Origin of the sequence: Streptomyces sp. NPDC051183 (assembly GCF_040682455.1) — a bacterium.
GTDB lineage: Bacteria > Actinomycetota > Actinomycetes > Streptomycetales > Streptomycetaceae > Streptomyces.
Map to the genome: position 1 here is coordinate 78,412 of NZ_JBFBBA010000030.1, position 26,923 is coordinate 105,334.

General features: G+C 70.9%; 28 protein-coding genes. 11 read left to right on the top strand and 17 right to left on the bottom strand.

All coding sequences use genetic code 11. The features are described 5' to 3' along the window. Nucleotides 1-11: 11 nt before the first annotated feature. From AB0M99_RS25100 to AB0M99_RS25120, 5 genes are all read right to left on the bottom strand, one after another. Complete coding sequence (locus AB0M99_RS25100) at nt 12-626, bottom strand: PadR family transcriptional regulator (protein ID WP_365924051.1); 615 nt, start codon at nt 624-626, stop codon at nt 12-14. A 63-nt stretch (nt 627-689) separates the two neighbouring features. Next, nucleotides 690-1,202 carry a DinB family protein gene (locus tag AB0M99_RS25105; RefSeq protein WP_365924053.1) on the bottom strand — a complete coding sequence of 171 codons (513 nt, stop codon included), beginning with the start codon at nt 1,200-1,202 and terminating at the stop codon, nt 690-692. Between the two features lie 80 nt (nt 1,203-1,282). Next, entirely contained in the window at nt 1,283-3,370 is a 2,088-nt protein-coding gene (gene mrdA, locus AB0M99_RS25110; protein WP_365924055.1) for a penicillin-binding protein 2, read from the bottom strand. Nucleotides 3,371-3,421: 51 nt separating this feature from the next. Continuing rightward, nucleotides 3,422-4,879, bottom strand: a complete 1,458-nt coding sequence (locus AB0M99_RS25115; RefSeq protein ID WP_365924057.1) for an aldehyde dehydrogenase family protein — start codon at nt 4,877-4,879, stop codon at nt 3,422-3,424. A gap of 89 nt (nt 4,880-4,968) precedes the next feature. Continuing rightward, nucleotides 4,969-5,847, bottom strand: a complete 879-nt coding sequence (locus tag AB0M99_RS25120) for a helix-turn-helix transcriptional regulator (RefSeq protein WP_365924059.1) — start codon at nt 5,845-5,847, stop codon at nt 4,969-4,971. A gap of 341 nt (nt 5,848-6,188) precedes the next feature. Here AB0M99_RS25120 and AB0M99_RS25125 point away from each other — a divergent pair, with 341 nt between their 5' ends. After that, complete coding sequence (locus tag AB0M99_RS25125; protein WP_365924061.1) at nt 6,189-6,698, top strand: ATP-binding protein; 510 nt, start codon at nt 6,189-6,191, stop codon at nt 6,696-6,698. A gap of 114 nt (nt 6,699-6,812) precedes the next feature. Here AB0M99_RS25125 and AB0M99_RS25130 read toward each other — a convergent pair whose 3' ends face one another. Both AB0M99_RS25130 and AB0M99_RS25135 read right to left on the bottom strand, forming a co-directional pair. Then, complete coding sequence (locus tag AB0M99_RS25130; protein ID WP_215011402.1) at nt 6,813-7,049, bottom strand: DUF397 domain-containing protein; 237 nt, start codon at nt 7,047-7,049, stop codon at nt 6,813-6,815. Between the two features lie 119 nt (nt 7,050-7,168). Next, entirely contained in the window at nt 7,169-9,268 is a 2,100-nt protein-coding gene (locus AB0M99_RS25135) for an FUSC family protein (RefSeq protein ID WP_365924063.1), read from the bottom strand. Nucleotides 9,269-9,391: 123 nt separating this feature from the next. On the opposite strand from AB0M99_RS25135, the gene tatA reads away from it, so the two are divergent. Beyond that, complete coding sequence (tatA, locus tag AB0M99_RS25140; RefSeq protein ID WP_365924065.1) at nt 9,392-9,565, top strand: Sec-independent protein translocase subunit TatA; 174 nt, start codon at nt 9,392-9,394, stop codon at nt 9,563-9,565. 5 nt (nt 9,566-9,570) lie between these two features. On the opposite strand, the gene AB0M99_RS25145 is transcribed toward tatA, so the two are convergent. Continuing rightward, nucleotides 9,571-10,752: a DUF2786 domain-containing protein gene (locus AB0M99_RS25145; protein ID WP_365924067.1), complete on the bottom strand. Its 1,182-nt coding sequence runs from the start codon at nt 10,750-10,752 to the stop codon at nt 9,571-9,573. Nucleotides 10,753-10,915: 163 nt separating this feature from the next. Here AB0M99_RS25145 and AB0M99_RS25150 point away from each other — a divergent pair, with 163 nt between their 5' ends. Then, nucleotides 10,916-12,646 (top strand): bifunctional 3'-5' exonuclease/DNA polymerase, encoded by a 1,731-nt coding sequence (locus AB0M99_RS25150; protein ID WP_365924069.1) that lies wholly within the window; start codon nt 10,916-10,918, stop codon nt 12,644-12,646. A gap of 10 nt (nt 12,647-12,656) precedes the next feature. Here AB0M99_RS25150 and AB0M99_RS25155 read toward each other — a convergent pair whose 3' ends face one another. The 5 genes from AB0M99_RS25155 to AB0M99_RS25175 all read right to left on the bottom strand — a co-directional run bounded on the left by AB0M99_RS25155 (nt 12,657) and on the right by AB0M99_RS25175 (nt 17,752). Beyond that, complete coding sequence (locus tag AB0M99_RS25155) at nt 12,657-13,934, bottom strand: hypothetical protein (RefSeq protein ID WP_365924071.1); 1,278 nt, start codon at nt 13,932-13,934, stop codon at nt 12,657-12,659. A 79-nt stretch (nt 13,935-14,013) separates the two neighbouring features. Further along, on the bottom strand, nt 14,014-14,529 hold the full coding sequence (locus tag AB0M99_RS25160; protein WP_365924073.1) for a SigE family RNA polymerase sigma factor: 516 nt from the start codon (nt 14,527-14,529) through the stop codon (nt 14,014-14,016). An 82-nt stretch (nt 14,530-14,611) separates the two neighbouring features. Continuing rightward, nucleotides 14,612-15,115 (bottom strand): N-acetyltransferase, encoded by a 504-nt coding sequence (locus tag AB0M99_RS25165; protein WP_365924075.1) that lies wholly within the window; start codon nt 15,113-15,115, stop codon nt 14,612-14,614. 60 nt (nt 15,116-15,175) lie between these two features. After that, nucleotides 15,176-16,414, bottom strand: coding sequence for a serine hydrolase domain-containing protein (locus AB0M99_RS25170; protein ID WP_365924077.1), 1,239 nt, complete (start codon nt 16,412-16,414; stop codon nt 15,176-15,178). A gap of 9 nt (nt 16,415-16,423) precedes the next feature. Continuing rightward, a complete protein-coding gene (locus AB0M99_RS25175) occupies nt 16,424-17,752 on the bottom strand; it encodes an FAD-binding oxidoreductase (protein WP_365924079.1) in 1,329 nt (442 codons plus the stop codon). Nucleotides 17,753-17,982: 230 nt separating this feature from the next. Between AB0M99_RS25175 and AB0M99_RS25180 the strand changes: the two genes are divergently transcribed. The 6 genes from AB0M99_RS25180 (at nt 17,983) to AB0M99_RS25205 (ending at nt 21,204) form a co-directional block, all read left to right on the top strand. Beyond that, a complete protein-coding gene (locus tag AB0M99_RS25180) occupies nt 17,983-18,447 on the top strand; it encodes a hypothetical protein (protein ID WP_365924081.1) in 465 nt (154 codons plus the stop codon). A gap of 7 nt (nt 18,448-18,454) precedes the next feature. Further along, nucleotides 18,455-18,685, top strand: coding sequence for a hypothetical protein (locus tag AB0M99_RS25185; RefSeq protein ID WP_365924084.1), 231 nt, complete (start codon nt 18,455-18,457; stop codon nt 18,683-18,685). Nucleotides 18,686-18,961: 276 nt separating this feature from the next. Further along, the gene (locus AB0M99_RS25190; RefSeq protein ID WP_365924085.1) at nt 18,962-19,342 is read left to right on the top strand and encodes a helix-turn-helix domain-containing protein; all 381 of its coding nucleotides are present in this window, start codon (nt 18,962-18,964) and stop codon (nt 19,340-19,342) included. Between the two features lie 4 nt (nt 19,343-19,346). Beyond that, nucleotides 19,347-19,904: a PIN domain-containing protein gene (locus tag AB0M99_RS25195; protein WP_365924087.1), complete on the top strand. Its 558-nt coding sequence runs from the start codon at nt 19,347-19,349 to the stop codon at nt 19,902-19,904. A gap of 638 nt (nt 19,905-20,542) precedes the next feature. Continuing rightward, nucleotides 20,543-20,785: a type II toxin-antitoxin system VapB family antitoxin gene (locus AB0M99_RS25200; protein WP_365924089.1), complete on the top strand. Its 243-nt coding sequence runs from the start codon at nt 20,543-20,545 to the stop codon at nt 20,783-20,785. Continuing rightward, a complete protein-coding gene (locus AB0M99_RS25205) occupies nt 20,785-21,204 on the top strand; it encodes a PIN domain nuclease (protein WP_365924091.1) in 420 nt (139 codons plus the stop codon). Before AB0M99_RS25200 ends, AB0M99_RS25205 begins: the two co-directional genes overlap by 1 nt. A 303-nt stretch (nt 21,205-21,507) precedes the next feature. Here the strand turns inward: AB0M99_RS25205 and AB0M99_RS25210 are convergent, their stop codons facing one another. Next, nucleotides 21,508-23,208: a hypothetical protein gene (locus AB0M99_RS25210; RefSeq protein ID WP_365924093.1), complete on the bottom strand. Its 1,701-nt coding sequence runs from the start codon at nt 23,206-23,208 to the stop codon at nt 21,508-21,510. Beyond that, nucleotides 23,187-23,792, bottom strand: coding sequence for a hypothetical protein (locus AB0M99_RS25215; protein ID WP_365924095.1), 606 nt, complete (start codon nt 23,790-23,792; stop codon nt 23,187-23,189). Before AB0M99_RS25215 ends, AB0M99_RS25210 begins: the two co-directional genes overlap by 22 nt. A 159-nt stretch (nt 23,793-23,951) precedes the next feature. Here AB0M99_RS25215 and AB0M99_RS25220 point away from each other — a divergent pair, with 159 nt between their 5' ends. Continuing rightward, complete coding sequence (locus AB0M99_RS25220; protein ID WP_365924097.1) at nt 23,952-25,121, top strand: hypothetical protein; 1,170 nt, start codon at nt 23,952-23,954, stop codon at nt 25,119-25,121. Between the two features lie 7 nt (nt 25,122-25,128). Here the strand turns inward: AB0M99_RS25220 and AB0M99_RS25225 are convergent, their stop codons facing one another. Continuing rightward, nucleotides 25,129-25,419 carry a hypothetical protein gene (locus tag AB0M99_RS25225; protein ID WP_365924099.1) on the bottom strand — a complete coding sequence of 97 codons (291 nt, stop codon included), beginning with the start codon at nt 25,417-25,419 and terminating at the stop codon, nt 25,129-25,131. 101 nt (nt 25,420-25,520) lie between these two features. On the opposite strand from AB0M99_RS25225, the gene AB0M99_RS25230 reads away from it, so the two are divergent. Beyond that, nucleotides 25,521-26,135 carry a hypothetical protein gene (locus AB0M99_RS25230; RefSeq protein ID WP_365924102.1) on the top strand — a complete coding sequence of 205 codons (615 nt, stop codon included), beginning with the start codon at nt 25,521-25,523 and terminating at the stop codon, nt 26,133-26,135. Here the strand turns inward: AB0M99_RS25230 and AB0M99_RS25235 are convergent. After that, nucleotides 26,083-26,877 (bottom strand): IS5 family transposase, encoded by a 795-nt coding sequence (locus tag AB0M99_RS25235; protein ID WP_365924137.1) that lies wholly within the window; start codon nt 26,875-26,877, stop codon nt 26,083-26,085. The genes AB0M99_RS25230 and AB0M99_RS25235 overlap by 53 nt on opposite strands. Nucleotides 26,878-26,923 lie beyond the last annotated feature (46 nt).

Here is a 26,923-nt window from a genome sequence, read left to right on the forward strand (position 1 = left end):
GTCAAACTTGATTACACGTAGGGGGTCTCCTGGCTCTCCGCCAGGACCCCCTCGAACGGATCGCCGCCCTCACCCGCGAAGGAGTACGCCCCGCCTTCGATCCGCTCGATCAGCCCCCGGGTCCACTGCGCCTCGGCGTCCGCCGAGTGGACCCACATGTGCATGATCTCCCCGATGTGGCCCAGCTGCTCCGGGCCGCCCTCGGGGGTGTAGTGCTCGGTCACCGACGACCGCCAGCCGGCCAGCTTCGCCAGCCGCTCGCGCAGCAGCTCCAGCACCTCACCGCGCGGCAGGTCGACCATGAAGCCGATCGCCGCCGAGAGCACGTCCGTCTTCTGGCCGTACGTGCACAGGGCCTCGCGGAGCAGCTTGAAGTACTCCGCGCGGCCCGCGTCCGTCAGCTCGTACTCCGTCCGCGGCGGACCCCCCGCCGCGGACGGTGCGACCTCGTGGGCCAGCAGCACGCCCTGCTTCGCCATCTGCTTGAGCGCGTGGTAGATCGACCCCGGCTTGGTGTTCGACCACTCGTGGGCGCCCCAGTACTCCAGGTCGGCCCGCACCTGGTACCCGTGGGCCCGCCCGTGCTGGCGGACCGCGCCGAGGACAAGAAGCCGAATCGCTGACATGCGGCCAGGCTAGCCAACACAGCCCCGGCCCCTGCCCTCGCCCCGGCCCGGCCCGGCCCGGCCCTAGCCCATGGCCTTCGTTCCGTCGATGGATTCGCGGACGATGTCCGCGTGGCCCGCGTGCCGGGCGAACTCCTCCACGAGGTGCAGGAGCATCCAGCGCATCGAGACCTTGCCGTTCTCGGGGAACCAGGGCGCCGGCGGGAGCGGGAAGGTGTCGTCCAGGCTCGGGAGGGCGGCGACGAAGGCCTCCGTCTCCTCCCTGACCCCGTCCCAGAAGGCCAGGACCGCCGGGATGCTCTCCTCCTCGGTCAGCCGGAAGCCCTCGCCCCACTGCTCCATGGGACGCTGCCGCTCGTTCGGCTGCTGCTGCGCCATCCGCAGCCAGCCCAGCTCCACCTCGGCCACGTGCTTGAGCAGCCCGGACAGCGAGAGCTCGCTGGCGCTGGGGCGGCTCGCCGCCTGCTCCTCGCTCAGCCCCTCCACCGCTTCGCGGATCGCGGTGCGCTGGGCCTCGACGAAGGACAGGAGCGTGCCGCGCTCGTCGCCGAGGATCTCCGTGGAAATCTGAGCCATGACGTGACCACCTTCTGTGTTGGGGTGTCTCTCCCGCTGACAGGAACCACGTTACGAAGCCTTGCGGTCAGCTTCTGTCCTCAACGCGGGGTGTTTTCTCCGTCCGGGCGAACGGCGGGCAGCTCGGTGGCCGGCTTCGGGAGCAGGGCCTTGGAGAGGTCCTGCTTGCCCGTCGGGTCCAGCCCGTACATCGCCTCGTAGATCTTGCGGACCGCCGGGCCCGAGGCCCCGGAGCCGGTGCCGCCCTGCGAGATCGTCATCACGATCGAGTAGTCCTCGGTGTACGAGGCGAACCACGAGGTCGTCTGCTTGCCCTGGACCTCTGCGGTGCCGGTCTTGGCGTGCATGGGGATCTGCTTCTGCGGCCAGCCGCCGAAGCGCCAGGCGGCGCTGCCGGTGGTGGCCACGTCGGCCAGCGCGCCGTCGATGTCGTCGCGGAGCTTCGCGTCCATCGGCAGCCTGCCCTGCTCCTTCGGCGCGATCTCCTTCACCGAGGTGCCGTCGGCGCTGACCACGGCCTTGCCGATGCTGGGCTGGTGCAGGGTGCCGCCGTTGGCGATGGCCGCGTAGACCGACGCCATCTGGATCGGCGTGACGAGGGTGTCGCCCTGGCCGATCGAGTAGTTGATCGCGTCGCCCTCGCGCAGCTGGTTGCCCTGGCGGCAGTTCTCGTAGGCGATCTTCTCGGCGAAGGAGCCGTCCTTCTTGCCGTCCCGGCACCACGCGGCCTTGTTCGCCTCGAAGAAGTCCTTCTTCCACTGCCGGTCGGGGACCCGGCCGGGCACCTCGTTCGGCAGGTCGATGCCCGTGGGCCTGCCCAGGCCGAACTCGTGGGCCGTCTTGAAGAACCAGTCGCTCGGGTTCTTCTTCGGGTTGATCCCGCCGTCCTTCTTCCACTCCTTGTCCGCGATGCCGTAGTAGACGGTGTCGCAGGAGACCTCCAGCGCCCGGCCGATCGTGATGTCGCCGTAGCCCTGGGACTCGAAGTTCGTGAAGGTCTGGTTCCCCACCGAGTACGAGCTCGGGCAGCCGTAGCGGGCGTTGAAGGGGTACCCGGCATTGACCGCCGCGGTCGACGAGACCACCTTGAAGACCGAGCCGGGGGCCGCCTGGCCCTGGATCGCCCGGTTCAGCAGCGGGTAGTTGGACTCCTTGTCGGTGAGCCCCGCGTAGTCCTTGGCCGAGATGCCGCCGACCCACGCGTTCGGGTCGTACGTCGGGTTCGACGCCATCGCCACGACCCGGCCGGTCTTCGCCTCCATCACCACGACCGCGCCCGAGTCCGCCTCGTAGTTGCGCCGGGTGTTCTTGTCGTACCCCTTCCGGGCTTCGAGCATCGCGTTGTACAGCTCGCGCTCGGCGACCGCCTGCACGCGCGAGTCGATCGAGGTCACGATGTTCGCCCCGGGCAGCGCCTTGTCGCTCGCGCCCTCGCCGATGACGCGCCCGAGGTTGTCCACCTCGTAGCGCGTGATGCCCGCCTTGCCGCGCAGCTCCTTGTCGTACGTACGCTCCAGGCCCGAGCGGCCCACCTGGTCGGAGCGCAGGTACGGGGAGTCGGAGTGCTTCGCCTTGGCGATCTCCTCGTCGGTCACCGGCGAGAGGTAGCCGAGCACCTGGGAGGTGTTCGCACCGTCGGGGCCGGCGTAGCGGCGCAGGGCCGTGGGCTCGGCGGTGATGCCGGGGAACTGCTCGGCGTGCTCCCGTATCTCCAGGACCTGCTCGGTCGTCGCCTCGTCGGTGACGGGGATCGGCTGGTACGGGGAGCCGTTCCAGCAGGGCTTGGGGGTTTTGGCGTCGCACAGCCGGACGCCGTTGACCACGTCCTCGGGATCGAGGCCCAACACCTCGGCGAGGTGGGTCAGAACGCCCTTGCCGCGGTCCTTCATCTTCGACAGCTCGGTGCGGCTCGCGGAGACCACCATGCGGGTCTCGTTGTCCGCGAGCGGTACCCCGCGGGAGTCGAGGATGGCGCCGCGCACGGCGGGCTGGACGACCTGCTGGGTGTGGTTGTTCTTCGCCTCGTCCGTGTACTCCTGGCCATTGCGTATCTGCAGGTACCAGAGCCGTCCGCCGAGGGTCAGCAGCAGCGAGAACACCACGATCTGGATCATGACGAGCCGGTTCTGGACCCGGGGCGTCCGACCGGTCTCCGGTATGTTGCTCAACTCGGCTCCCCCGGGACGCGTCCTGCCTGACCCGCCCGAGTCTAGGGGTGTCTAGAAGGGGAAACGGGTCCTACCGTGCTGAACGGAGATCCATTTCTGCGTGGTGAAGGCCTCCACCGTGGCCTCGCCGTTGAGCCGGCCCAGGCCGGAGGCCTTCTCCCCGCCGAAGGCGGCCAGCGGCTCGTCCCCGATCGTGGAGTCGTTGACGTGGATCATCCCCGTCTCGATCCGCTGCGCGAAGCGCACCCCGCGCTCCACGTCCCGCGTGTGCACGGCTCCGCTGAGGCCGTACGGGGTCGCGTTGGTCAGCCGTACGGCCTCGTCCTCGCCGTCGAAGACCACCAGCAGCGCCACCGGGCCGAAGATCTCCTGGCCCAGCAGCGGGGAGTCCTCGGGGAGCCCGGCCAGCACCGTCGGCTCGACCAGGTTGCCGCGCGTAGATCCCCGTACGAGCGCCTGCGCCCCGGATTCGACGGCGCGGTCGACCAGGGCGGTCAGGGCGTCGGCCTGGAAGGAGTTGATCAGGGGGCCGATGTGGGTGTCGGCCTCGTGCGGGTCACCGGTTCTCAGGCCGCGCACGCGGGCGGTGAACTTCTCGGTGAACTCCTCGGCCACGGCCGCGTCGACCAGGATGCGGTTGGCCGCCATGCAGACCTGGCCCTGGTAGACGAAGCGGCTGAAGACCGCCGCCTCCACCGCGTAGTCGAGGTCGGCGTCGTCGAGGACGACCAGCGCGCTGTTGCCGCTGAGCTCCAGCACGGTCCGCTTGAAGTGGCGGGCGGCGACCGCTCCGACGTGCCGGCCGACCCGGTCGGAGCCGGCGAAGGAGATGACCCTGGGCACGGGGTGGGTCAGGAGCGCGTCGCCTATCTCGGCGATGTCGGTGACCAGGACGTTGAGCAGTCCGGCCGGGAGCCCGGCGTCCTCGAAGATCTTGGCGATGAGCCCGCCGCCGACGACGGGGGCGTTCTGGTTGGGCTTGATGACGACCGCGTTGCCCAGGGCGAGGGCCGGGGCGACCGACTTCAGGGTGACCAGGAACGGGAAGTTGAAGGGGCTGATCACGGCGATGACGCCGACCGGGAGGCGCTGGACCCGGTTCTCCTTGCCCGCCACGAGCGAGGGCAGGATGCGGCCCTCGGGGCGGACGGCGAGCTGCATGGCCTCGCGGAGGAACTCCATGGCGAGGTGGACCTCGTACTCGGCCTTGGGACGGGTCCCGCCGAGCTCGTCGATCATCGCCTCGACGATCTCCTTCTCGCGCTCCTCGGTGATCCGCAGGGCGCGCTCCAGGACCGCGCGTCTGGTGTAGGGGCTGGTGGCCGCCCATTCCTTCTGGGCGCGCTCGGCACCGCGGTAGGCCTGGTCCACCTGCTCGACGGTGGCCACGGTGATGGCCGCGAGCTTCTCCCCGTTGTACGGGTTGACGTCGATGATGTCCCACGAACCGGTGCCGGCCAGCCATTCGCCGTCGATGTACTGGTGAGCCAGGTCCTCGAATATGGACATGCCATCCCTTACTGCGAGCGCGCACCCTTGCGCTGCACCGGAGACCGATCGGTCATCATGCACTGATCAGACGTCATACTACGTGCGTATCAAGACAGTTGAAGCAGGCCACGGAGGAGATCCCGGGTTTGGTCGGGGTCGGGGCAGTCGGCCTGCAACCGCTCCATCGCCCTTCCGTACTGCCCCACTTCCTCGTCTTTGTCGAGGTAGAGGGCACTGGTGAGCTGTTCCAGATAGACGATGTCCTGCAGATCGGACTCGGGGAAGCGCAGCAGGGTGAAGGCCCCGCTCTCCCCGGCGTGGCCGCCGAAGGAGAACGGCATCACCTGAAGCTGCACGTTCGGCCGCTGGGAGACCTCGATGAGGTGCTCCAACTGGCCGCGCATCACGTCGCGGTCGCCGTACGGGCGGCGCAGCGCGGCTTCGTCGAGCACGGCGTGGAAGACGGGGGCGTTCTCGGAGACCAGTACCTTCTGGCGCTCCAGGCGCAGGGCCACGCGCCGGTCGATCTCGGCGCGGGTGGCACCCGGCATGCCGCGACTGACGACGGCCTGGGCGTAGGCCTCCGTCTGCAACAGGCCGTGCACGAACTGCACTTCGTAGATGCGGATGAGCGAGGCCGCACCCTCCAGGCCGATGTACGTCTGGAACCACCCGGGCAGCACGTCGCCGTAACTGTGCCACCAGCCGGTCGCGTTGGCCTCGCGGACCAGTCCCAGGAGGGACTCCCGCTCGGCGCTGTCCGTGACTCCGTAGAGCGTGAGGAGGTCCTCGACGTCTCTGGCCTTGAAGCTCACCCTTCCCAACTCCAAGCGGCTGATCTTCGATTCGGATGCGCGGATCGAGTAGCCGGCCGCCTCACGGGTGATGCCGCGGGATTCTCGGAGTCGCCTGAGCTGTGAGCCCAGGAGGATGCGGCGCACCACAGAACCGCTGGCTTCTGCGGTCACTAGTCCTGCCCTCCCCATCGCAATGGTGTGCGCGTGGTGTGCGCGTGTGCGTCGCGGGGCCCCCGTACCCCAGGGGCCGCAGTCTGCCACCAAAACGCATCGGTCCGTACTCGTTCTGTAACGGAATCCGGCGTCCCGGAAAAGAAGTCCGTAAGTATGCGTAGGAAGAAATGAGCAAGAACCGTCACGGGAGTGGACAGGTCCGGCGCGTGCACGTGCATCTGCCCTTGCATCCGGCTTCCGCATTCGGAACCATGGTGCCGCGCACCTGCGTGCTCTTCGCGCCGGCGCGGGACCCACCCCGCAGTTCTTTCTGGGCAGAGTTGCCGCTCTGCCCGCGAATCCCGGGAGTGCCTCGCATGGGGACGAATGGATCGACCATGCTCGAGCCGTTACGGCAGGGGCTGCCCCCGGTCGACCCCACGGCTGTCTCCGGGTCCGCCTCCTGCGCTCTGCCCGCCCGGTACGAGGCGGTGCGGGGCGCCCGTTCGTTCACCAGGTCGACGCTCACCCAGTGGGGTCTCGACGACCGCTTCGACGACGTGGCCCTCGTGGTCTCCGAACTCGTCACCAACGCGCTGCGCCATGCCCTGCCGGACGATGCGCGCGGCTGCGGCGCCGAGTCGGATCCGCCCGTACGGCTGCACCTGATGCGGTGGAGCACCCGTCTGGTGTGCGCGGTGCGGGATCCCAGCGAGGACCGGCCGGGCGGGGCGTTCGCCCCGGAGCGGACCGAGGAGAACTTCGACCTGGAGTCGGGGCGCGGGCTGTTCCTCGTGGACTCCTACAGCGACAGCTGGGGCTGGCACCCGCTCGCGGGGCGCCTGACCGGCAAGGTGGTCTGGGCCCTGTTCATGCTCCAGGACTAGGACTGCGCGCCGGGTCTGCGCAAATACCACTCAATACGACAACTGGCCGGGGTTGATCATTTCGATCAGTCCCGGCCAGTGCACGTGCAAGGCTTGATCTTTGCGCCTTTCCGGTCAGCCGATCAGGTGGTCGAACTCGCCGTCTTTGACGCCCAGCAGCAGAGCCTCTATCTCGGCCGGCGTGTACACGAGCGCCGGACCGTCCGGAAAGCGTGAGTTGCGCATGGCGACATCACCGCCGGGCAGCTTCGCGAACTCGACGCAGGAACCCTGCGAGTTGCTGTGTCTGCTCTTCTGCCAGGTCACGCCGTCGAGTTCTGCAGCTGCCATCCCGTTGTACGCGTGGTCCACAGGAAGCCCCCGATAGTGCAGATGTCAACTGCACCGGATCATAGCTGTGTTCATAGGCTCCTGCATGGGCAGATGCACGTGCACGCGCTGTGCCCCCTTGATCACAGCTCCTCGCACTGCTATTGGCGGGCCGCCGGACGCAGTGCCTCCGAGACCTCGTCCAGCGACTCCAGGACCTGCCGCGCGGCCCCGCGCAGGACCCCGGCCCCGGCCGTGGCCCGGGCGCCGTCGCCGTCCTCGCCGCCCCCGTCATCCCCGTCGTCCCCGGCGAGCAGCTCCCGGACGCCGTCCCACTGCGGGACCCGGCGCTCGCGCACCGCCCTGGCGCCCTCCCGCGTAGCCGTACGCAGGGCCAGCGCGAGTTCCGCCGCGCCCGGCACCGGAGCCTGGGCCCGGTCCGGGAGGTGCGCCTCCAGCAGCATCACGCCCTGGCCCAGCGCCGCCAGGGCGTGCCCCGCCTCGTCGGCGGCCGCGCGGGAGATGCCGCGGTGGCGCACCGGCTCCCCCGCGGCGCGGTCGACCGCCTCCTGCCAGGCGATCCGGGCGTCCCGGGCCGCGAGCAGCGCCGCGCGCACCTCGCCGGGCCGGGCCCCGGCCGGGTCGGCGTACTGCCCGAGCACGGCGGCCCCGTACCCGCCGAGCGCCTCGACCCAGTCGGCCAGCCGGGTGCGCAGCCGCGGGGTCTCCCAGGCCGGGTAGAGGGCGTACGCGAGCATCGCCAGCAGGCCGCCGAGCAGGGTCAGGCTCACCCGGTCGGGCACGGTCTGGTCCCAGCGGACCCCGCCCATGCCGAGCAGGAAGACGACGTACGCGGAGACGAAGACCTGCGAGACGGCGTACCCGGTGCGCATCAGCACGTACATCAGCCCCGCGCTCAGCACCGCGAGGAAGCCGGACAGGTACATCCCCGGATGCACGAGCTGCACGACGGCGGTGGCCACGGCCACCCCGACCAGGGTGCCGCCGAAGCGGGCGACGGCCCGCGAGTAGGTCTGGGTGAAGTCGGGCCGCATCACCATGACAGATGCCATCGGGGCCCAGTAGGCGTGCCCGAACGGCAGCGCGTGGCCGATGACGTAGCCCGCGCAGGCCACGGCGGTGACGCGCAGGGCGTGCCGCAGGATGGGCGAGCCGGGACGCAGTTCGGCCCGTACGGCCTTCAGAACCATCGGCACCAGCGCAGGCAGGGTGGGCCGCAGCATCGACTCCCCGGGGTCGGCCGTCCGCCCGGAACCGGGCTCGGCCGTCTCCAGTACGTCGTCCAGCAGCGCGGCGAGCCTGCGCGCGGCCCGCAGCGGCGCACCCTCCAGCAGGTCCGGCGTGTCGGGGGACTTGAGCACCGCGAGGGCCGGGGCGGGCAGGCGTACGGGCTCCCCGTGCCGGATCGCCCGCGCGGCGGCGTCCAGCACCGACGCGGCCGCCGCGAGCAGTTCCCGTACCCGGTCGCGCGCCGGCCCCTCGGCGGGGGCGCCGACCGCCGGGTCGGCGAGCGAGGCCAGCACCGGCCGGATCCGCTCGGCGAGCCCGCGCGCCCCGTGCAGTTCGGCGGGGCGCCGCCTCGCCTGGCGGCGGGTGACGGTCGCGGCGGCGCGCGCCCGCATCAGGGGCTCCGGGTCGAAGTGCGCGACGGGGTCGTCGCGCAGCCGCCGGGCGTAGTCGGCCTCGTCGTCGAGGGCGTCGGCCAGGGCGTCGCGCTGGGCGCCCCAGCGGCGCACGGGGAACAGGATGATCATCAGCGCCTGGACCACCCCGCCGGCGGCGATCATCGCGGCGTGCCCGGCGGCCTGCGGCACGGAGGTCGGCAGGGTGACGGTGACGAGCATGATCGCGACGTTGCCGGAGGCGATCATCCCGGCGGTGGGGCCGGCCGCCCACATCAGGCTCGCCGCGAAGGACCAGACGGCGAGCAGGACGAGGAACAGCGAGGTGTCGGAGGACCCGACGAGGTAGCCGATGAAGGTGGAGACGGCCAGCGTCAGCCCGGCGGCCAGGGCCAGGACGGGACGCGGCCGCCAGCTCTTCTGGAAGGTGGCGATGGCGGCCATGAAGGCCCCGAAGGCGGAACTGGCGGCCGATCCGGGCCCCAGGAACGCCAGTCCGGCGCCGATCACGATGGCGAGCCCGGCGGCGGCCCGCAGCGCGGTGAGGGGCTCCAGGCGGGTCCGCTCGACCGTCATGCCCGTACGAGCGGTGTCCTTCAGGGCACGCAGCCAGCTCATGGCGCCGAGAATATCCGCTTTCAGGACTTCTTCAGATTTGTACAGGTCTGGTGACAAGCGGTTCGATAAGGACGATCATCGGACGGTGATCACCCCTGTCACCCCGAGAAGGCGAGTACGCACGTGATCCGCAACGCGCTTGAGCCCTGGCACCTGGTCGTCCTCCTCGTCGTCTGCCTCGTCGTCTTCGGCTCGAAGAAGCTGCCGGACATGGCCCGCTCCCTCGGCAAGTCGGCGCGCATCCTGAAGGCCGAGTCCCGCGCCATGCGCGGTGAGGACGACCGCGGTTCGAGGTAGACCGCCTAGCGCCCGGGCAGCGGGCGCCGGTTCCCGCCGACGTGCGCGCGGTCGGCGGCCGCCGTGCCGTCCTCCCAGCCCGCGAGGTCGGTCGCGCCGCGCAGCCGGGTCGTGGTGGTCCGCGGGAACATCTCCTCCGCCCGCGAGGTGACGGCCACGTCCCGGGCCACCAGCGCAGGCAGGTTGTCCGGGGTCTCGGCCGCCGTGTGCTCGGCGGTCTCGGCGAGCCGCTGGCCCAGCCGGCTCGCGTAGGCCAGCAGGAACGACTGCCGGAACGTCTTCGTGCGCTTGCGCCCGCCCGCCCGCTGCCCGGCCTCGGCCCGCGTCATCGCGGCCGTCCCCTGCACGAGCAGCGAGGTGTACAGCAGCTCCACCGCCTCCAGGTCGCTCTCGAAGCCGACCACCGTGGAGAACTCGAAGCCGCTGTTCCACACCGCCCGGCAGCGGTTCGCGCCGGCCACCGCGTCGAGCAGCACCGCCTTGGCCTCCTCGTACGGCGGCTCGACCCCGATCCGGCACGCGGCGGGGACCTGGGCCGGCCCCTTGCCGCTCGCTGCCAGCAGCGCCTCGTCGACGGTGTGCCGGGCCATCAGCTCCTGCGCCTTGGCGCTGAGCGCCTCCGCCTCCTCCGGGAACGTCGTCGCCTCGGCCTTGGCCAGCAGCGCCCGGATCCGCCCGAGCATGCGGGGCTCGATGTGCGCGTGCTGCTCCAGGGCGTCGGCCGGGCCCCCCGGGACCGGGCCGACGGGTTCGATGGAGGGCAGCCGGATCAGCAGCCGGAACACCTCCAGCACGGCGCTCGCCAGGGTGAACCGGTCGACGCGCCGGCGGGCGGCGAGCTGCTCCCCGTACCGCGCGTCGTCCTCCCACCACACCTCGGCGTCGGTCCACCGCTCGGGCAGCCGCGCGTACGCCCGCGCCTCGCCGGCGATCAGGTCGCCCGCGATGTCCAGGTGGATCTGCCCGAGGTCCCGCCGTACGAGCCGCAGCACGTCGGCCGGCCGCCACCCCCGCTCCCAGGCCTGCCGTACGTAACCCTGCCCGCGGCCGAGGAGCGCCGCGCCCACGCCCGCCCACCGGCCGGTGTCGGCGGCGAGCAGCGAGGCCCCGGCATCGAGCGCGGAGTCGTCCTGGCTGTAGAGGGCTGCTTCGCACGCGCGGTCGACGATTTCGGCAAGGTCTGTCACGCCCCTCAGCTTGCCTCGCCGTGCGGCGCCCGCGAAATTCCCCGGCCCCGCGGCGGCCGCCGGGTCCCTGGTGCCGCGTCGGGCAACGTTTCCCGCGACGGGCGAACGTTGCCCGACGCGGCACTAGCGGCCGTTGTCGTACCCCGGTGGGACACTCGCAACCATGAGCGACCGCACCCCCCGGTGGGCCCTTGCCGAGGACGGCGACGGGCGGTGGCACGCCGCGCCCCTGGACCCGGCCGCCGGGGGCGAGCGGGGCAGCGGGCGGGTCGACGGGCGGGGCAGCGCGCCCGGCAGCGAGCCGGTCAGCGGGCGGGTCAGCGTGCGCGACCCCGCCGAAGCCGTCCGGGCCGCCCCCGCCGGGACGCGCTGGGTCTGGCGGTCCACCGCCGCCGTGTACCCCCGCCTGCTCGCCGCCGGCGTCCGCGTCGAGCGGTGCTACGACGTGGAGGACGCCGAGCTGCTGCTCCTCGGCCACGAGGGCCGCTCCGGCGAACCCCGCTCGGCCGCGGCCGCCTGGGCGCGGCTCACCGGGGCGCCCGTACCCCCCGATCCGCCGCAGCGCGCGGCCGTGCCCGGGACCCAGGACTCGCTGTTCGACCCGCAGCCCGCCCCCGTACCGCTCGAAGCGCTGCTCGCCGTCCACGCCGACCAGGCGAAGCGGCACGCCGCCACCGCGCACCCCGACCGGATGCGGCTGCTCACCGCCGCCGAGTCCGCCGCGTTCCTCGTCGCGGCCGAGATGAACCGTGCCGGCCTGCCCTGGCGTGCCGACGTGCACCGCGCCCTGCTCACCGACCTCCTCGGGGAGCGGTATGCGGGCGGCGGGCAGCCGCGCCGGCTCGCGGAGCTGGCCGACCGGATCTCCGGGGCCTTCGGCCGGCGCGTGCGCCCCGAACTCCCCGCCGACGTCGTCAAGGCCTTCGCCGAGGCCGGGATGAAGCTGAAGTCCACCCGCCGCTGGGAGATCCAGGACCTCGACCACCCGGCCGTCGAGCCCCTCCTGGAGTTCAAGAAGCTCTACCGGATCTACACCGCCCACGGCTGGGCCTGGCTCGCCGACTGGGTCCACGACGGCCGGTTCCGCCCCGAGTTCATCCCCGGCGGCACCCTCACCGGCCGCTGGGTCACCAACGGCGGCGGGGCCCTGCAGATCCCCAAGGTGATCCGCCGGGCCGTGGTCGCCGACCCCGGCTGGCGGCTCGTCGTCGCGGACGCCGACCAGATGGAGCCCCGGGTCCTCGCCGCGATCTCCCGCGACCCCGCCTTCATGGAGGTGGCCGGGCGCCCGGAGGACCTCTACACCGCCATCTCCCGCCAGGGCTTCTCCGGCGACCGGGAGATGGCGAAGCTCGCCGTGCTCGGCGCCGTGTACGGACAGACCTCCGGCGACGGCCTGAAGAACCTGGCCGCGCTGCGCCGCCGCTTCCCGCTCGCCGTCGCGTACGTGGACGACGCGGCCCGGGCCGGCGAGGAGGGCCGCCTCGTACGCACCTGGCTGGGCCGGACCTGCCCGCCGCCCGCCGAAGCCCCCGAGGAGGGCGAGGCGGGGATCCCCCAGGAACGGGACGAGGGCTACACCCCGAGCTACGCCTCGACCAACACCCGGGCCCGCGGCCGGTTCACCCGTAACTTCGTGGTCCAGGGCAGCGCGGCCGACTGGGCCCTGCTGCTCCTCGCGGCCCTGCGCCGGGCCACCGCCGGGATGCGGGCCGAGCTGGTGTTCTTCCAGCACGACGAGGTGATCGTGCACTGCCCGCAGGAGGAGGCCGAGGCCGTCGCCGAGGCCATCCGCGCCGCCGGCGACCTCGCCGGCCGGATCACCTTCGGCGACACCCCGGTCCGCTTCCCGTTCACGACGGCGATCGTGGAGTGCTACGCCGACGCGAAGTGACCCCGTCCGCTCAGCCGAACCACTTCGGGTCGAGCGCGATCTCCTTGAGCTGCTGCATGGTCAGGGCGGGCTTCTCGCGGGTCGCCGGCTTGTTCTGCTTGTTGGTGTTGAAGCCGGAGACCACCACCCGCCTGCCGTCCGGCCGCAGCGTGTCCACGCTCCACCAGACCACGTTCTTGCCGCCCTTCTCGCCGGGCTTGTCCTCCTCCTTCACGAGGGTGCCGTCGGGAAGGGTGCTGCTGCCCGGGCCGGTGAACATCGCCCGGAACACCTCGTCGCCCATGTTCGCCTGCACGTTGACCTGTACGAGCGACTTGCCCTTGCCGTCGTCGAGCACGATGTACCCGTACTCGCCCTCGCCGCCCCTTTCGACGACCGTCATGCCGTACTTCCCCGACAGCTCGACCAGCATGTCCGGCGCCGACACCTTCGTGGCCGCGGGCGGCCGGGCCGCCTCCGTCCGGGCGGCCGGCAGGTCGTTGAGCGCCAGGTGCCACAGCGGCGAGACGGTGAGCGCCTTGAGCTGCGCCATGGTCAGCGGCGGCGTGGGCCGGCTGATCGGCTTGCCCTTCTGGGCCGCCGAGTTGTACTCCTGCACGTCGACGAGGAACCCCTGCGGGGTCGTCAGCGTGGCCCGCCAGTTCTTGGTGTCCACCCGGCGGTCGGGGTACTCGTAGCCCTGGAACAGCAGGAGCCTGGAGCCGTCCGGGAGCGTGTCGGAGGTGCAGCTGTCGTACTCCAGCTGGCCCCTGTCGGGGCACTTCACCATCTCGGCGGCCATCGCGCCCTTGGGGTCCACCCGGGAGAGGGAGACGCCGATGCTCCCCTTGCCCTTCCCGTCGTCGAAGACTCCGGAGACCATCGGGCCCCGCTCGTCGCCGGTGCCCCGCGCGTCGGTCTCGGTCAACTGCCCGGGCGGCAGGAGCTGCTTGAGTACGTTGACCAGCTGCTCGGCGGAGACGGCGCCCGTGCCGACGCGCTCCTTCAGCGCCCGTTCGCGGGCCTCCCACGGCGACTCCCCCGGCAGGGTCGGCGGCGCCGCGACGTTCACCGGGCCGCCACCGCCGCCCGAGCCGGATCCGGAGCCGCCGAACAGGCCGCCCGTGTAGGCGCCGGTGGTTCCGATCACCGCGAGGGCGACGACCGATCCGCCGATCACGGCGGCCCGGCGGCGGGCCACGAGGCGCCGCCCGCGGCGCTCACCGGCGTCCACGAGGGCCGTCCGGTCGGCCGTGAACCCTTCCCCGGTGCGTCGGAGGGCTTCGCCGAGCTCATCTTCAAAGGGCATGCGGAATCAGACCTTCCATCCAGGGGTGTCGTGAAGGGGCAACGGAGCAGGGACAGGGGCCAAAGCGGCGGCCGCGGCCTCAGAGACGGGCGAACTCGGCCAACGAGCCGCCCAGTTGGTCCCGCAGCCGGGCCAGGGCGCGCGAGGTCCTGGTGCGCACCGCCGCCGAGCTGACGTTCATCGCGTCGGCGGTCTCCTCGACGCTGCGGTCCTCCCAGTACCGCAGCACCAGCACCGCCCGGTCCTTCGGCGCCAGCCTGCCCAGCGCCTCCAGCAGCGTCAGCCGCAGCACCGGGTCGGCGCCGCCCGCGGCCGGGACCCCCGACTCGGGAAACTCCCCGACCGGGCGCTCCCCCGTCGAACGGCGCCGCTGGTGCGACAGGAAGACCCGTACCAGGACCGTCTGCGCGTAGGCGGCCGGGTTGTCGATGCGGGAGATCCGCCCCCACAACAGGTACATCCGGCCCAGGGTCTCCTGGACCAGATCCTCCGCGAGGTGGGTGTCCCCGCTCGCCAGCAGGCACGCCGACCGGTACAGGTGACCCGATCTGCCCGCGGCGAACTCACGGAACCCATCTCTGCGACCCTGCCGCATTTACTCCCCCTCGCGTCCGTCTCACTCCAATGACGCCGCGGCGGCACCGGAATGTTTCACGCTTCCCGCGACCGTTTCAGCTTCAGCTTCGGCCGAGGTCGTGGAAGTAGAGGTGGAACTCCTCGCGGACGAAGCCCTCCGCCTCGTACAGCCCCTGCGCCACATGGTTGTCGTACGCCGTCTCCAACTGCACACCGGCCGCCCCGGCCTCCGCCGCCAGGCGCAGCACCTCGCGCAGCAGCGCCCGGGCCGCGCCGCTGCGGCGGCCGGACGGAGCGACGTAGAGATCGTTCAGGACCCACCCGGTCCGCATGGAGAGCGAGGAGAAGGTCCGGTAGACCTGCGCGAAACCGACCGTGCCGGCGCCGCCCGGCACCTCCGCGAGCAGGACCAGCGACCCACCGTCCCTGACCCGCTCCGCGAGGAAGGCGCGCGGACGCTCCGGGTCCGCCGCGATGTCGACGCCGTAGAAGTCCAGGTACCCGCGGAACAGCTCGGCCGCGACGTCGAGATCGGCCTCCCCCGCGACGCGCAGGGCGACCCCCGAGCCTTCCTTCACCTCGTACTGCGTTGTCCCTTGACCCATGCCGTTCTCCCTCGTCCACCCCGCGCGCCGCCACCATTGTGCGCGGGAGGTCAAGGGAGGTCAGTGCTGCCCGGTCACCGGCGCGGCGGGCAGTTCGAAGAGGTGCCGCGGGGTGACCGTCTCGGTGATGGCCCTGCCGAACAGCGAGCTGGGCTCCGATCCCCGGTACGAGATGTCCGTGTTCAGCAGCACCACCATCGTGGCCCGGGCCTGCGGCAGGTACACGGTCAGCGACTGGTACCCGGGCAGCGAGCCGTTGTGCCCGATCCAGCCCTCGACGTTGAAGATGCCCAGGCCGTAGCCGGTGTCGGGCAGGTCGCCCGCCGGGCTGACCTTCAGCCGCTGCGCCTGGGTGGCGGGCGTGAGCAGCCTGCCGGTCGCCAGCACCTCGGCCCACTTCCGCATGTCACCCAGGTCGGAGATCATCGCGCCGGCGGCCCAGCCGTACGAGGGGTTCCAGTCGGCCGCGTCCTCCGTCTTCCCGGAGGCCGTCTGCTGCGTGTAGCCCTGGGCGTGCGGGGACGGGAACTCCGCGCCGGTGGGGAACAGCGTGTGCCGCAGGCCGGCCGGCTCCACGACGTTGTCGTTGACGTATTCGGCGAGCTTGCGGCCGCTCACCTTCTCCACCACGAGCCCGAGCAGGATCAGGTTGGTGTTGCAGTACTCGAACTTCGCGCCGGGCTCGAACTGCACCGGGTGCCGGAAGGCGTACGCGAGCAGTTCCTCCGGTGTGAACTGCCGCCGGGGATCGGCCGTCAGGGCCTTGAAGAACCCCTCGTCGCCCGAGTAGTTGAACAGCCCGCTGCGCATCCCCGCCAGCTCGCGCAGGGTGATCCGGTCGCCGCCCGGGACGCCGTCGACGTACTTGCCTATCGGGTCGTCCAGCCCGACCTCGCCCTTGTCCACCAGCTCCAGCAGGGCCGTCACCGTGAAGGTCTTGGTCTCGCTGCCGATGCGCATGTTCAGGTCGGTGGCCATGGGCCTGCCGGTCGCCTTGTCCGCCACGCCGAAGGCCCGTACGTACTCGCCCTTGCCCGGGGCCGACAGGGACACCAGGACGCCGGGCACCTGGGCCTCGGCCATCACCTTCCGGACGGCCTCGTCGAGCTGCCGGGCCACGGCGGGGGTGAGCTGCGGGAACTCGTCCGCGGAGGGGGAGGGGGAGGGGGCTGTGGCGGTGGTCATCGCCGACGGCGGCGCCGACCCGTCCCACGCGTACCCCGCGCCGATGCCCAGGGGGACCACCACGAGCCCGATGGCCGCGGCCCCCACTGCCCTGCCGCGCAACCTTCCAGTCACCCGTCCAACCTAACGCCGGGTCCCGGGGCGGGCGAGCGGAGGAAGCAGGGTCCCCGGGCTGAACAGGCCCGCCGGGTCCAGGGCGTCCTTGATCGAGCGCATGGCGGCGATGTCGACGGCGGAGCGGGTGAGGTGGAGGTGGCGGGCCTTGGCCCGGCCGACCCCGTGCTCGGCGCTGATGCTGCCGCCCACGGCCGCGACCCGGGCGAGCACAGCCCCGGTGACCGCCTCCTCGTCGGCGGGCGCCACCTCCAGCAGGTTCACGTGGAGGTTCCCCTCGGCCAGGTGCCCGAAGAGGTACGGACGGGCCCGGCCCGCCAGCAGCCCGGGCAACTCGGCGACGAAGCCGGGCAGTTCGGCGAGCGGAACGGTCACGTCGAGCTTCAGCGGGATCCCGGCGGCGTTGACCGCCTCGGTGTGCCGCTCCCGGTAGGCGGCCAGGCGGCGGCCGTCGGAGGCATCCACCCCGACGGCCACGTCCCGTACGGCGGCCCCCGCCAGAACCTCCGCGAGCTCCTCGGCCGGGTCCCGGCGGCCCGCGCACTCCACCAGGAGGTAGACCGGATGGGCCTCGCGGAAGGGCGCGGGGAGCCCGCTCTTCTCCATCACGAGGGCCAGGCCGTCCTCCGTGAAGAACTCGGCCAGCTCCAGCGACTCCAGCAGGCGCAGCTCCGCCAGGACCGCGAGGGCCGCTTCGAGCGAGTCCAGCGCCAGCAGCGCCGTGGTCCGCCGGGGCAGCCGCGGGACCAGGCACAACCGGGCCCGGGTGAGCACGGCCAGGGTGCCCTCGCTGCCGACCAGCAGGCCGGTCAGGTCGTACCCGGTGTTGTCCTTGGGCAGCCCCGCCAGCCGGTCCAGTACTCCCCCGTCGGCCATGACGGCCTCCACGCCGGCCACGTTGGCACGGGTGGTGCCGTACTTCACGACCCGCTCGCCGCCCGCGTTGGTCGCGATCATGCCGCCCAGGGTGGCCGAGTCCCGGGAGGCCAGATCGACCCCGAACTCCCACCCGTACGGCCTGACATGGCGTTGCAGCTCGGCCAGCGCCACCCCCGCGCCGACCGTCACCCGCCGCGCTCCCGCGTCGACCGGGCCGATGCCGCCCAGCCGGCGCACCGACAGCACGACCTCCGTACCGCCGGGGCCGGGGACGGAACCGCCGACCAGCCCGGTATTGCCGCCCTGCGGAACGACCGCCACCCCGGCCTCGCCGCAGAGCCGCACCACGGCCGCGACCTGGGCCGTGTCGCCGGGCCGGACCACCAGCCGGGCGCGGCCCGCGTAACGGCCGGTGAAGTCGGTCTCGTACGAGGCACACAGCGCGCGATCGGTCAGCACGTGCGCACCCCCCACCACGGCCGCGAGGCGCCGAACAAGTCGATCGGAATCCATGCTGGCGCATCCTACGAGCCCCCGGCATCCGGGCGGGGCGGCGATTACGGGTGGTCAGCCTGCCAATCCGCTGATCACTCTTCGCGGTGGACTGCCCACCGGGGACGGCACCCGGCACCCGGCACCGACGACAGGAGTTCCGATCTGCAGACACACTCCGCCAGAAGGGGACACCGATGGGCAAGCGCTCCACAGCACACATCATCGCCGCTCTCGCCGCGACGGCTGCGCTGGCCGTCTTACCCCCGGCCGAGGCGCACGCCGGCGCCATCGGCTCGACGCCCGTGGCCACCTTCGACTACCAAGTCGGAGGCATCACGATGAAGGTCCCTACGGGCTGCATGCTCACCCACATCATCCGCGGCGACGGCAAGAACATCACCTACCAGAACGCCGGCGTGGACTGCGGCTTCGTCGGAGCCCTGAACGCCGGTTTCTGCAACTGGCGCATCGACTTCACCTACGCGGACACCGACAACAAGATCTACCGCACCTCACGCGGCAAGACCCACACCGAGTGCAAGATCAACCCGATGCGGGACAACGCACCTCAGAAACTCCCCCGCTACGGAAAAGCCTGCGCGTACATCAACGTCAACGGCGTTCGCCGGGCCGGCCAGTGCCACCACATCACGAAGTGAGCCGCACATGACCAACCAGCCCACCCCCAAGGAACCCGCGTGGGAAGCCAAGCGCCGTCGCGCCGGCATCACCGCCTTTCTCACCGGCGCCGCCGCCTCCTTCGCCTTCTTCGCCTTCTTCCCCGGCCTCCCCCACGTGATCGACTGGGGCGCGATCCTCGTCTCGCTCGCAGTCGGGGGGCTGGTCCGCTGGGCATGGCTGGCCCGCATCACGAAGAAGCACGCCGATCTGGGCTGAAGCCCGACCGGGTACGCGCTACTCAGGCCGTAGCGGGCCGCCCGGTCAGCCCCCGCGCACCCGCCCGGCCTCGCTCGCCCCGCCACCACGGCACCACGCCACCAGAACGAATCTTGTTGCGGTTATTGCGAATGCTGCAGATAATGCGGTTAAGGGTTGCCTCATCGCGACTCAGACGCCACACGAAGGGACGGTCACACAATGAGCACGTCGACCGCTCGGCCCACGCCTCCGTCCGGGGCGAATGCCGACTTTGCGGCCCGGGCCCTGATGCCTGTGAAGAGGTCCCTCGCGCGCTCCCCTCGCGCCGAACGGATCCGCTTCCGGATCGAGGACGCAAATGCCGATCTTGAGCTGCCCCGAGAGGCCGTGGAACTGCTGGCGACGGTACTGAGCCACATGGCCGCAGGCCGCGCCGTCTCCATCGTCCCCGAACACGCCGAGCTGACCACACAACAAGCCGCTGACATGCTGAACGTGTCCCGGCCGTTCCTGATCGGACTGCTGGACGCCGGCGAAATCGACTACCGGAAGGTCGGCACCCACCGCCGGATCAAGGCGCAGTCCCTGCTTGAGTACCAACGCCAGGACGACCAGAAACGACGGGCGGCAGCAGACGAACTAACGGCCCTGAACCAGGAGATGGGGCTGATCTGACCCCGTGGCGTTCATCGTCGTCTACGACGCCTGCATCCTGTACCCGAGCACGCTGCGCGATCTTCTGATCCGCATAGCCCAAGCCGGGCTCGTGCAGGCCAAATGGACCGAACGGATCCTCGATGAGGTCTTCACGAATCTTCAGGCCAACAGGCCAGACCTCGAGCCTGCGAGGTTGACCCGTACACGCGAGTTGATGATGCGCGCTGTTCGGGACTGCCTCGTCAAGGACTACGAGCCCTTGGAGTCGGCGCTGGACCTGCCGGACGCCGACGACCGTCACGTGCTCGCTGCCGCCGTCAAGTCCCGGGCTCAACTCATCGTCACCAACAACCTCAAGGACTTCCCCGACGAGACGCTGAGTACATGGAACGTCGAAGCCGTCTCCGCGGATGACTTCGTCTTGGCCCAGATCGACCTCGATCGCCAGAGGGTCTTTGCCGCCGTCCAACAGATCGCAGACTCATGGCGAAATCCGCCCGGGGTCGCGGGCGATGTACTTGATCGCCTGGAGCGAGACGGTCTCCTGGAGTCGGCCGCCGCCCTTCGCGCTGGCCGGTAGCTCGGGCCCAGTTCCCCCGATCTGGCGCTCACGCATGCTCACGCACGGGGTTCCAGGCTCCGGTCGCCACATGCCCGCGGGTGTAGCGGAAAGGCAAAAAGCCCAGGTCACAAGTTATGTGACCTGGGCTTTCTCTGAGCCGCCTTCGGGATTCGAACCCGAGACCTACGCATTACGAGGCCCCACAAAATCATCCCGGTTGGTGCCGGGCCGTGCCACAGGACCCAGTTTCCCCAGGTCAGAGCCCTGCGACCCTCAACCCACCTGCCACCCAATCCACCCCGTCCGCTCACGCAGCGCTCACGCAAGCCAGTCCGCCCGGGGCAGCCGCCCGCCAGGTACACCATCAGCTCAGCCGTAGGGTCGAATCTGGTGGAGGTCGACCTCCACCGAGAAGGGGGCGGAGCCGCCTGGCAGGCTTCCCCTCGCCACCCCGTCGCTTCCGACGATACGCCTGGCAGGGGCCGAACCTGGCATGAGGACGACTATCCACTTCCCGCAAGAAGCGACCGCGCGGCACTTCGGCACGAACGCCGCCACCTCCATTCACGACGAGACCTGCGACCAAAACGATATCTACTACAGCAAACAAATGGTATCGTTTCATTGGCGAGAGCATCTGCGAAGGGATCATCGACATGGCCAGAACTGTCATCGACCTCGACGAAGACATGGTCACCGAGGCCATGCGCATCTTCGGCACCAAAACGAAGGCCAAAGCCGTCCGCCTCGCCATGGAAGACGCCGTCAAGAGGCACCTGCGGCAGGAGTTCTTCGACGCCATGGACGCCGGCGAACTCGACTTCAGCGAGATCGTCGAGAACACCGGCCCCCGCAACGCCGACGGATCCCTCAAGCGCGACGGCGGCCGGGCCGCCTGATGCAGGACCGCTACCTGATCGACAAGTCCGCCCTCGCCCGCTGGACGAAACCCGGCGTCAGAGAGGTACTCAAGCCCCTCCACGAGCGCTACCTCCTCGCCGTCTGCCAACCCACCGAGTACGAGATGATCCACTCAGCCCGGGACAGCGCGGAGGCGACACGCATCAGCACCTGGCTCCACGCCTTCGACTACCTGCACGGCGACGACGACACCTTCACTCGCGCACTGGAGATCCAGCGCCATGCCCTCAACGCAGGCTTCCACCGCGCCCTGTCGCTCCCCGACCTTCTCATCGCCGCCACAGCGGAACTGAACCGGCGAACGGTCCTCCACTACGACGGAGACTTCGACATGATCGCCTCCCTCACCGGCCAGCCCACCGAATGGGTCGTCCCGCCCGGCAGCGCCGACCGATGAGAATACCGACCCTCCCCGACCCCGATGAGTCGTCTGGTGTCCCTCATCGAGTGGTCGCCGGGGGGTGTGGTAGCCGGCCTGCGCCAGCGCGCTCGTCGCCCTGTAGAGCCTGGCTCCGCGCGGATCCCCGCAGGTCCTGGGCGGGGCCGACGGGGAGCGCCGCCTCGAACTGAACCTCGCCGTCTTCCTCGTTCCGACCGCAAACACCCCTCGGCCCGCTCTTCCTGCTCCGGACAGCCACGGAGCCTCGTCGCCGGCATGCCGTTCCGTAGCGCGACGAGGCCGCCGCCCGGGAATCCGCAGTCATCCGTTCCGCGGCCGCATCAGCCATGCCAGGTCCGCCGCGGCCTGGCGACGGACCGTCCGCTCACGGGTGAACAGTTCCTCGGTCTTCGTCAGCACCAGCGTGTACGGGCGTCCCTGCCGCCTGGTCTGGTGAAGCACCGGCAGCTCGGCCGAGTCGATCCTGGAGTGCACATGCCGCCGTCCCTCCTTCGCCAGCGGCCATTCCAGGACCCGCCGCGACCGGGAGCCGAGGAACGCACCGAGGGCACCGCACAGCTCGCAGCCGCACCCGGTCCAGACCACGGACCAGTCGTCAGCGGCGCGCGGCGCCCGCTCGCACACCACGCGGAGCCGGTCCGCGCAGTCCTGCCCGATCGCGTCGAGCCCCGCTGCGCCCCACTCGGCTTCCGGCAACGCCTCCGCGGCGCTGCGCAGCATCGGCATCAGGCACTCGAGCGCCGTGTCCCTGTACTCGCGCAGCGCTGCCGCGATCCCGTCCCGCTGCTCTGCGTCGGCCGCCACCAGGATGCGTAGCAGCGGCAGGGCCAGCTGCCGCAGTTGCGCACGGCGGATGTCGGCCGGCCCGGTCGTGGTCCACAGCCGCAGGTCTCGGTCCACCGCGGCCCAGACCCCGGCGGCCAGCAGCCGCGCCGCCACCGGCGCGCGACGGGCACGCAGCGCCGCACACAGCTCCGGCAACCGCTCCGTCCACTGGTACTGCTGCGAGTCGAGGCGGTGGGCCGACGTGAACCAGACCTCGACGACCCGGCACGTCCACGCGGTTCCGTACCGCTCGGCTGCCGCGGCCAGTGCGCCGGCGTGCTCCGGGCCGAGCGCGCTTGCTTGGAACGGCTCCAGCAGCATCGCCGCGGTCTCGGCCGCCTCCAGGCCGACAGCCACCTGCAGCGCGCAGTCCAACAGCTCGCGTTGCGGGCGGGTGTGCTTCCAGAACGGGGCGAGGGACAGGGCCCGGTCACGCGCCCGGTCCAGGTCACCCCGCGCGATGCCGACGCGCAGTTCCTCCAGGGCCCACTCCGATCCGGCCTCGCCGCGTGCCGCGAAGGCCCGCTCACGCGGCCACATGACGACCGCGGCCCGCCGGTACCACCGGTCCAGCGTGTTGCCGTAGTTGCCCATGTAGCCCTCGTACTGGGAGTCGTAGGGCGTCAGGTCCGCGCTCGCGGTACTCGCGCACACCTCGTAGTCGTCAACCCGCAAGGAGATCTGCTCGCCGCCGGTACCGTCCGGACCGGTCCACCAGCCCAGGGTGATCTCGTCGTCGACGAGCTCCTGGAGAACGTAGTCCCCGTCCGCGCCCGCGTCGCCGCCCTCGTCCTCGTCGTCCTCGTCGTACCCGTAGTCGTCCCAGGGATCGTCCCCTTCGGGATAGGCGTCCCAGGTCTCCTTCACCTCGGCCAGGGCGAGCACCGACTCGCACCCGGCCTGCTCGGCGGCGGCACGCAGCAGCGCGGCACGCCCCGCGTCGGCCCCCTTGAGCCGCTCCCAGCCCAGACCCCGCTGGGTGTACTCGTGATCGAGCAGGTACACGAGCCGGTTCGGCGGATCCGACTCGTGACTGCCGTAGCGCGGCGTGACGGGCGACCCGAAGTGCCGCTCCAGACTGTGTGCAAGCTCCGCCAGCGGTCCGGATACCTCTGTCGAAGTCCCCGGCACGGCCATCAGGTTGAAGGTGAGCGTCACGCGGTACCCGGTTCGCACCGGCGTGACCTGGTGCCGGCAGTCGGCGTAGAAGGCGACAGGGTCAGATCCGTCTTCGAGCCACGGTAGGCACACTCCTGCCCAGCGTGCTCGACGACCAGCTCTCCCCCCGTGTGCGCCGAAGGCAGGGACAGCACCAGCGTGCCCACCATGGCGTCATCCTTCTCCGAATCCTGGTGCGGAAGGAAGAACTGTCCCTTCCCGTACACCAGCATCGCGTGCGGTTCGGCCCTTAGCCGGGTCGCCGACGGGAGCCCGAGAGCGTCTCGGAAGTGCTCCAGCGCGCCGCTCAGCAGCGACGGCCAAGCAGGACCGGCAAGACTGATCTGATCCGGGCCGATCTGCCAGGTGTCCCGCACGCTGGTGTCGCTCAGCGTCTCCTCGCCCTTTCCGAACAGAGCCGGCCGTGCCACCGAGATCAGCCGATTCACTTGGGTCGCCCGCAGCGGAAGGCGCACCGGCCCGACCCCGGCCACCTCAAGGCCCAGGCCGACCGCAGGCGCTTCCAGCCGGGCGCTGAAGGTCCCTCCCGTCTCCACCCCGCCGAGCAGCGCAGCCAGCCGTTCCCTCGGTGTCACCACCACGCCCCTGCCCTCCGCCCCCTACGGACCTGCCGTCCTCGGCCCGAATTCTACGAACCCGACGGCGCCGCCGGACCACGACTGTGCACGGACTCACCCGAACGTCGCGTACCACCGCCGAACCCCTTCGAGTCGCGGCGCCTGGCGGTAGCATGCACGGCCGTGAGCGAGTACCAGTACTACGAGTTCCAAGCCATCGACCGACCGTTGACCAAGGACGAGCTCGCGCAGGTCCGGGCCCTGTCGAGCCGGGCCCGGATCAGCGCGACGCACTTCGTCAACGAGTACCACTACGGCAACTTCCGCGGCGATGAGCGAAAACTGGTGGAGCAGTTGTACGACGCCCACTTGTACTTCGCCAACTGGGGTTCGCGGCGCCTGATGCTGCGCCTGCCCACCACACTGCTGCCCGCCCGCAGCGCCGAACCGTACTGCGCGGAAGAAGCCTTGACCTGCTGGACCAGGAAAGGGCAGCTGCTACTCGACTTCTCCTACTCGGCCGAGGACGGCGGCGAGTGGGACTTCGAGACCTCGTACACCCTCGCCTCCTTCACCACCCTGCGCACCGAACTCGCCGCAGGCGACCTGCGCCCTCTCTATCTGGCCTGGCTCTCTGCGCTCACCCGATGGGAGCTGGAGGAGGACGTCGACGAGGACGAGTACACCTCCGACATCGAGCCGCCCGTACCCGCTGGCCTTGCCCAACTCACTGGTTCACAGCAGGCCTTGGCGGACTTCCTGCACATCAATCCGCACCTGCTCACCGCGGCTGCCCGCGCCAGCCGCGCCGCCCCTTCCCAGGCAGTCGACAAGGACGCACTCGCCGCCTGGATCCGCGCCCTGCCCGGGCACGAGAAGGACACCCTGCTGCTGGACGCCGCCCTGGGCAGCGCCCCACAGCCGGGCCCCGCGCTGCTGGCCCGCCACCGCGCCGCGTCCCACGGCACAGCCGAACCCTCCACCGCCACCCGGCGCCGCTCAGCCGCGGAGCTCCTCGACGCCGCCCACGAGGTGCGCAACGAGCGCACCCAGCAGCAGGAACAGGCCCGCACCCAGGCCCGCCGGGCCCAACAGCGGGCCCGGGAGAGCCACCTGGACCACCTGGCCGAGAACGCCGAGCGATCCTGGCAGGACATCGCCATCCTGATCGGGCAGAAGCAGCCAGGCCCCTACAACGCCGCCGTCACCCTCCTGAAAGATCTCCGCGAGGTCCACGACCGGACCAGCACCCCCGAGGAGTTCGCGCGGCGCCTGCACGACCTGCGCGAGCAGCACCGCGGCAAGCCCTCGCTGATGCGGCGCCTCACCGACGCCGGGCTGACAGCCCGCTGAGCCGCGCTCAGATGTGGCCGCTTGGGCCCTCGGCCAGAAGGCGGAGGGCGGCGAGGGCGGCCGAGCGGCCTGTGGCGGAAAGGGAGATCGGAGCGTCGATGGACCGTTCCGGATCGAGGTAACCGAGCTCGCGGCCGGTGTGCCAGAACCTCCACAGCAGCCGCTCGGTTTCCTTCCCCTCCATCGCGGTGCCGTCGCCATGGGTGAAACCGGCAGCGAGCACCGGATGTACAACATCGCGCAGGTCCTCGCGGAGCCGGGGCTCCGCCCACAACGCACACAGGGCGGACTCGACCACCTGCCGCTCAGCTGCCGTGGTGCCGAGCCAGGCCAGCGCTGCCGTGTGCTCAGAAGCCGTATCTCAACCGAACATGATCGTTGAGTTCTCCCTGGTCAGGCATGGTTTCGCTCGGGGGAGGAAGTGATCCCGCGTCTTGTTTCCGCCTGATCGTCGAGGGGTGCGCGATGACGTCGATGCTGGGGTTGCTGGAAGCGCGGGAGGCTTGTGCTCGTGAGCGGGTGGAGGTGCTGCGCGAGGAGGCGGCGCGTGCGACGGCGGCGCTGGAGGCCGGCGAGGTCGAGCTGGACCGCCGGGTGATCGCTCGCGAGGAGCTCGTCGAGGCACTGGCCGCGTCCGCCGCCGAGAGCACGGCCGTGACGCAAACCGAGGGCGGGCAGGAGACGGCGCCCGCCGTGCTGCCCGGGTCGGTGTCCGCGCCGGTTCCGGGTGTGATCGTGCCGCACTGGCGGGAGGAACTGCCGGTGTCGGTGCTCTCGCTCGATAATCAGCGGATCGTCAACGTGCTGCAGGACCGGCCGGGTGGCGAGGCGATGCGGGCCAAGGACATCGCAGCGGCCCTTGGCCTGGACACGTCGGTGCCGGCAAAGGTCGAAGGAGTGCGTTCGAAGGCGAAACGCCTGGGCGAGCGCGGGTGGTTGCTCCAGGAGCCCTCGGGGATGTTCAGTGCCGGGCGGCGGCTCGTGGCCGCGCCAGCCGCCGGCTCATCCGCGTGATCATCGACCAGCGGATCATTGCCTCGCTGGTGGCCGTCAGGGTCTCGTAGTCCCTGGCCAGACGCCTGGAATGCATCAGCCAGCTCAGCGTCCTCTCCACCACCCAACGCCTCGGCAACACCACGAACCCCGCCGTGTCGTCGGTGCGTTTCACGATCTCGAAGGTGAGCGCGAGCCTGTCACGGCACCGTTCGATCAGGCCGCCGGTGTAGCCGCCGTCGGCCCAGACCACGGTGATCTCCCGGTGCAGCATCCGCAGCCGGGCCAGCAACCCGGTGGCCGCCTCGCGGTCCCCTACGTTCGCAGCGGTCACCGCGACGACCAGGAGCAAACCGAGACAGTCCGTGATCACGTGGCGCTTGCGCCCGTTGATGGCCTTACCGCCGTCGTAACCGCGTGAGGCGGCCGGCACCGTCGCGGCGCCCTTCACCGACTGCGCGTCGATGATCCCCGCGCTCGGCTCCGCCTCCCGGCCCTCCCGGGTCCGCACCTGCCCGCGCAGCCGGTCGTGGAACTCCGTAACCAGCTCCTCCCGGCGCCAGCGGCGGAAGAAGGCGTAGACCCGGGCCCAGTGCGGAAAGTCCATCGGCATCGCCCGCCATGAGATACCACCCGCCACCAGGTATCGGATCGCGTCCAACATCTGACGGTGGCAGTAGCTCTCCGGGCGTCCGCCCTTCTTCTCCAGCCAGGCCGGAGTGGGCAGCAGCGGCCGCACCGCCGCCCATTCCGCGTCCGACATGTCCGACGGGTAGCGCGGCACCCGATCTGGCTGGTCGGCCGCGTTG

Excerpts from the sequence above, each read along its gene's own strand:
- AB0M99_RS25100 (WP_365924051.1), bottom strand. The coding sequence starts at position 626 with ATGTCAGCGATTCGGCTTCTTGTCCTCGGCGCGGTCCGCCAGCACGGG.
- AB0M99_RS25160 (WP_365924073.1), bottom strand. The coding sequence starts at position 14,529 with ATGCGGCAGGGTCGCAGAGATGGGTTCCGTGAGTTCGCCGCGGGCAGA.
- AB0M99_RS25205 (WP_365924091.1), top strand. The coding sequence starts at position 20,785 with ATGCAGGACCGCTACCTGATCGACAAGTCCGCCCTCGCCCGCTGGACG.
- AB0M99_RS25150 (WP_365924069.1), top strand. The coding sequence starts at position 10,916 with ATGAGCGACCGCACCCCCCGGTGGGCCCTTGCCGAGGACGGCGACGGG.
- AB0M99_RS25155 (WP_365924071.1), bottom strand. The coding sequence starts at position 13,934 with ATGCCCTTTGAAGATGAGCTCGGCGAAGCCCTCCGACGCACCGGGGAA.
- AB0M99_RS25120 (WP_365924059.1), bottom strand. The coding sequence starts at position 5,847 with ATGGGGAGGGCAGGACTAGTGACCGCAGAAGCCAGCGGTTCTGTGGTG.
- AB0M99_RS25180 (WP_365924081.1), top strand. The coding sequence starts at position 17,983 with ATGGGCAAGCGCTCCACAGCACACATCATCGCCGCTCTCGCCGCGACG.
- AB0M99_RS25235 (WP_365924137.1), bottom strand. The coding sequence starts at position 26,877 with ATGTCGGACGCGGAATGGGCGGCGGTGCGGCCGCTGCTGCCCACTCCG.
- AB0M99_RS25185 (WP_365924084.1), top strand. The coding sequence starts at position 18,455 with ATGACCAACCAGCCCACCCCCAAGGAACCCGCGTGGGAAGCCAAGCGC.
- AB0M99_RS25115 (WP_365924057.1), bottom strand. The coding sequence starts at position 4,879 with ATGTCCATATTCGAGGACCTGGCTCACCAGTACATCGACGGCGAATGG.
- AB0M99_RS25135 (WP_365924063.1), bottom strand. The coding sequence starts at position 9,268 with ATGAGCTGGCTGCGTGCCCTGAAGGACACCGCTCGTACGGGCATGACG.
- AB0M99_RS25230 (WP_365924102.1), top strand. The coding sequence starts at position 25,521 with ATGGTTTCGCTCGGGGGAGGAAGTGATCCCGCGTCTTGTTTCCGCCTG.
- AB0M99_RS25105 (WP_365924053.1), bottom strand. The coding sequence starts at position 1,202 with ATGGCTCAGATTTCCACGGAGATCCTCGGCGACGAGCGCGGCACGCTC.
- AB0M99_RS25125 (WP_365924061.1), top strand. The coding sequence starts at position 6,189 with ATGGGGACGAATGGATCGACCATGCTCGAGCCGTTACGGCAGGGGCTG.
- AB0M99_RS25200 (WP_365924089.1), top strand. The coding sequence starts at position 20,543 with ATGGCCAGAACTGTCATCGACCTCGACGAAGACATGGTCACCGAGGCC.
- AB0M99_RS25165 (WP_365924075.1), bottom strand. The coding sequence starts at position 15,115 with ATGGGTCAAGGGACAACGCAGTACGAGGTGAAGGAAGGCTCGGGGGTC.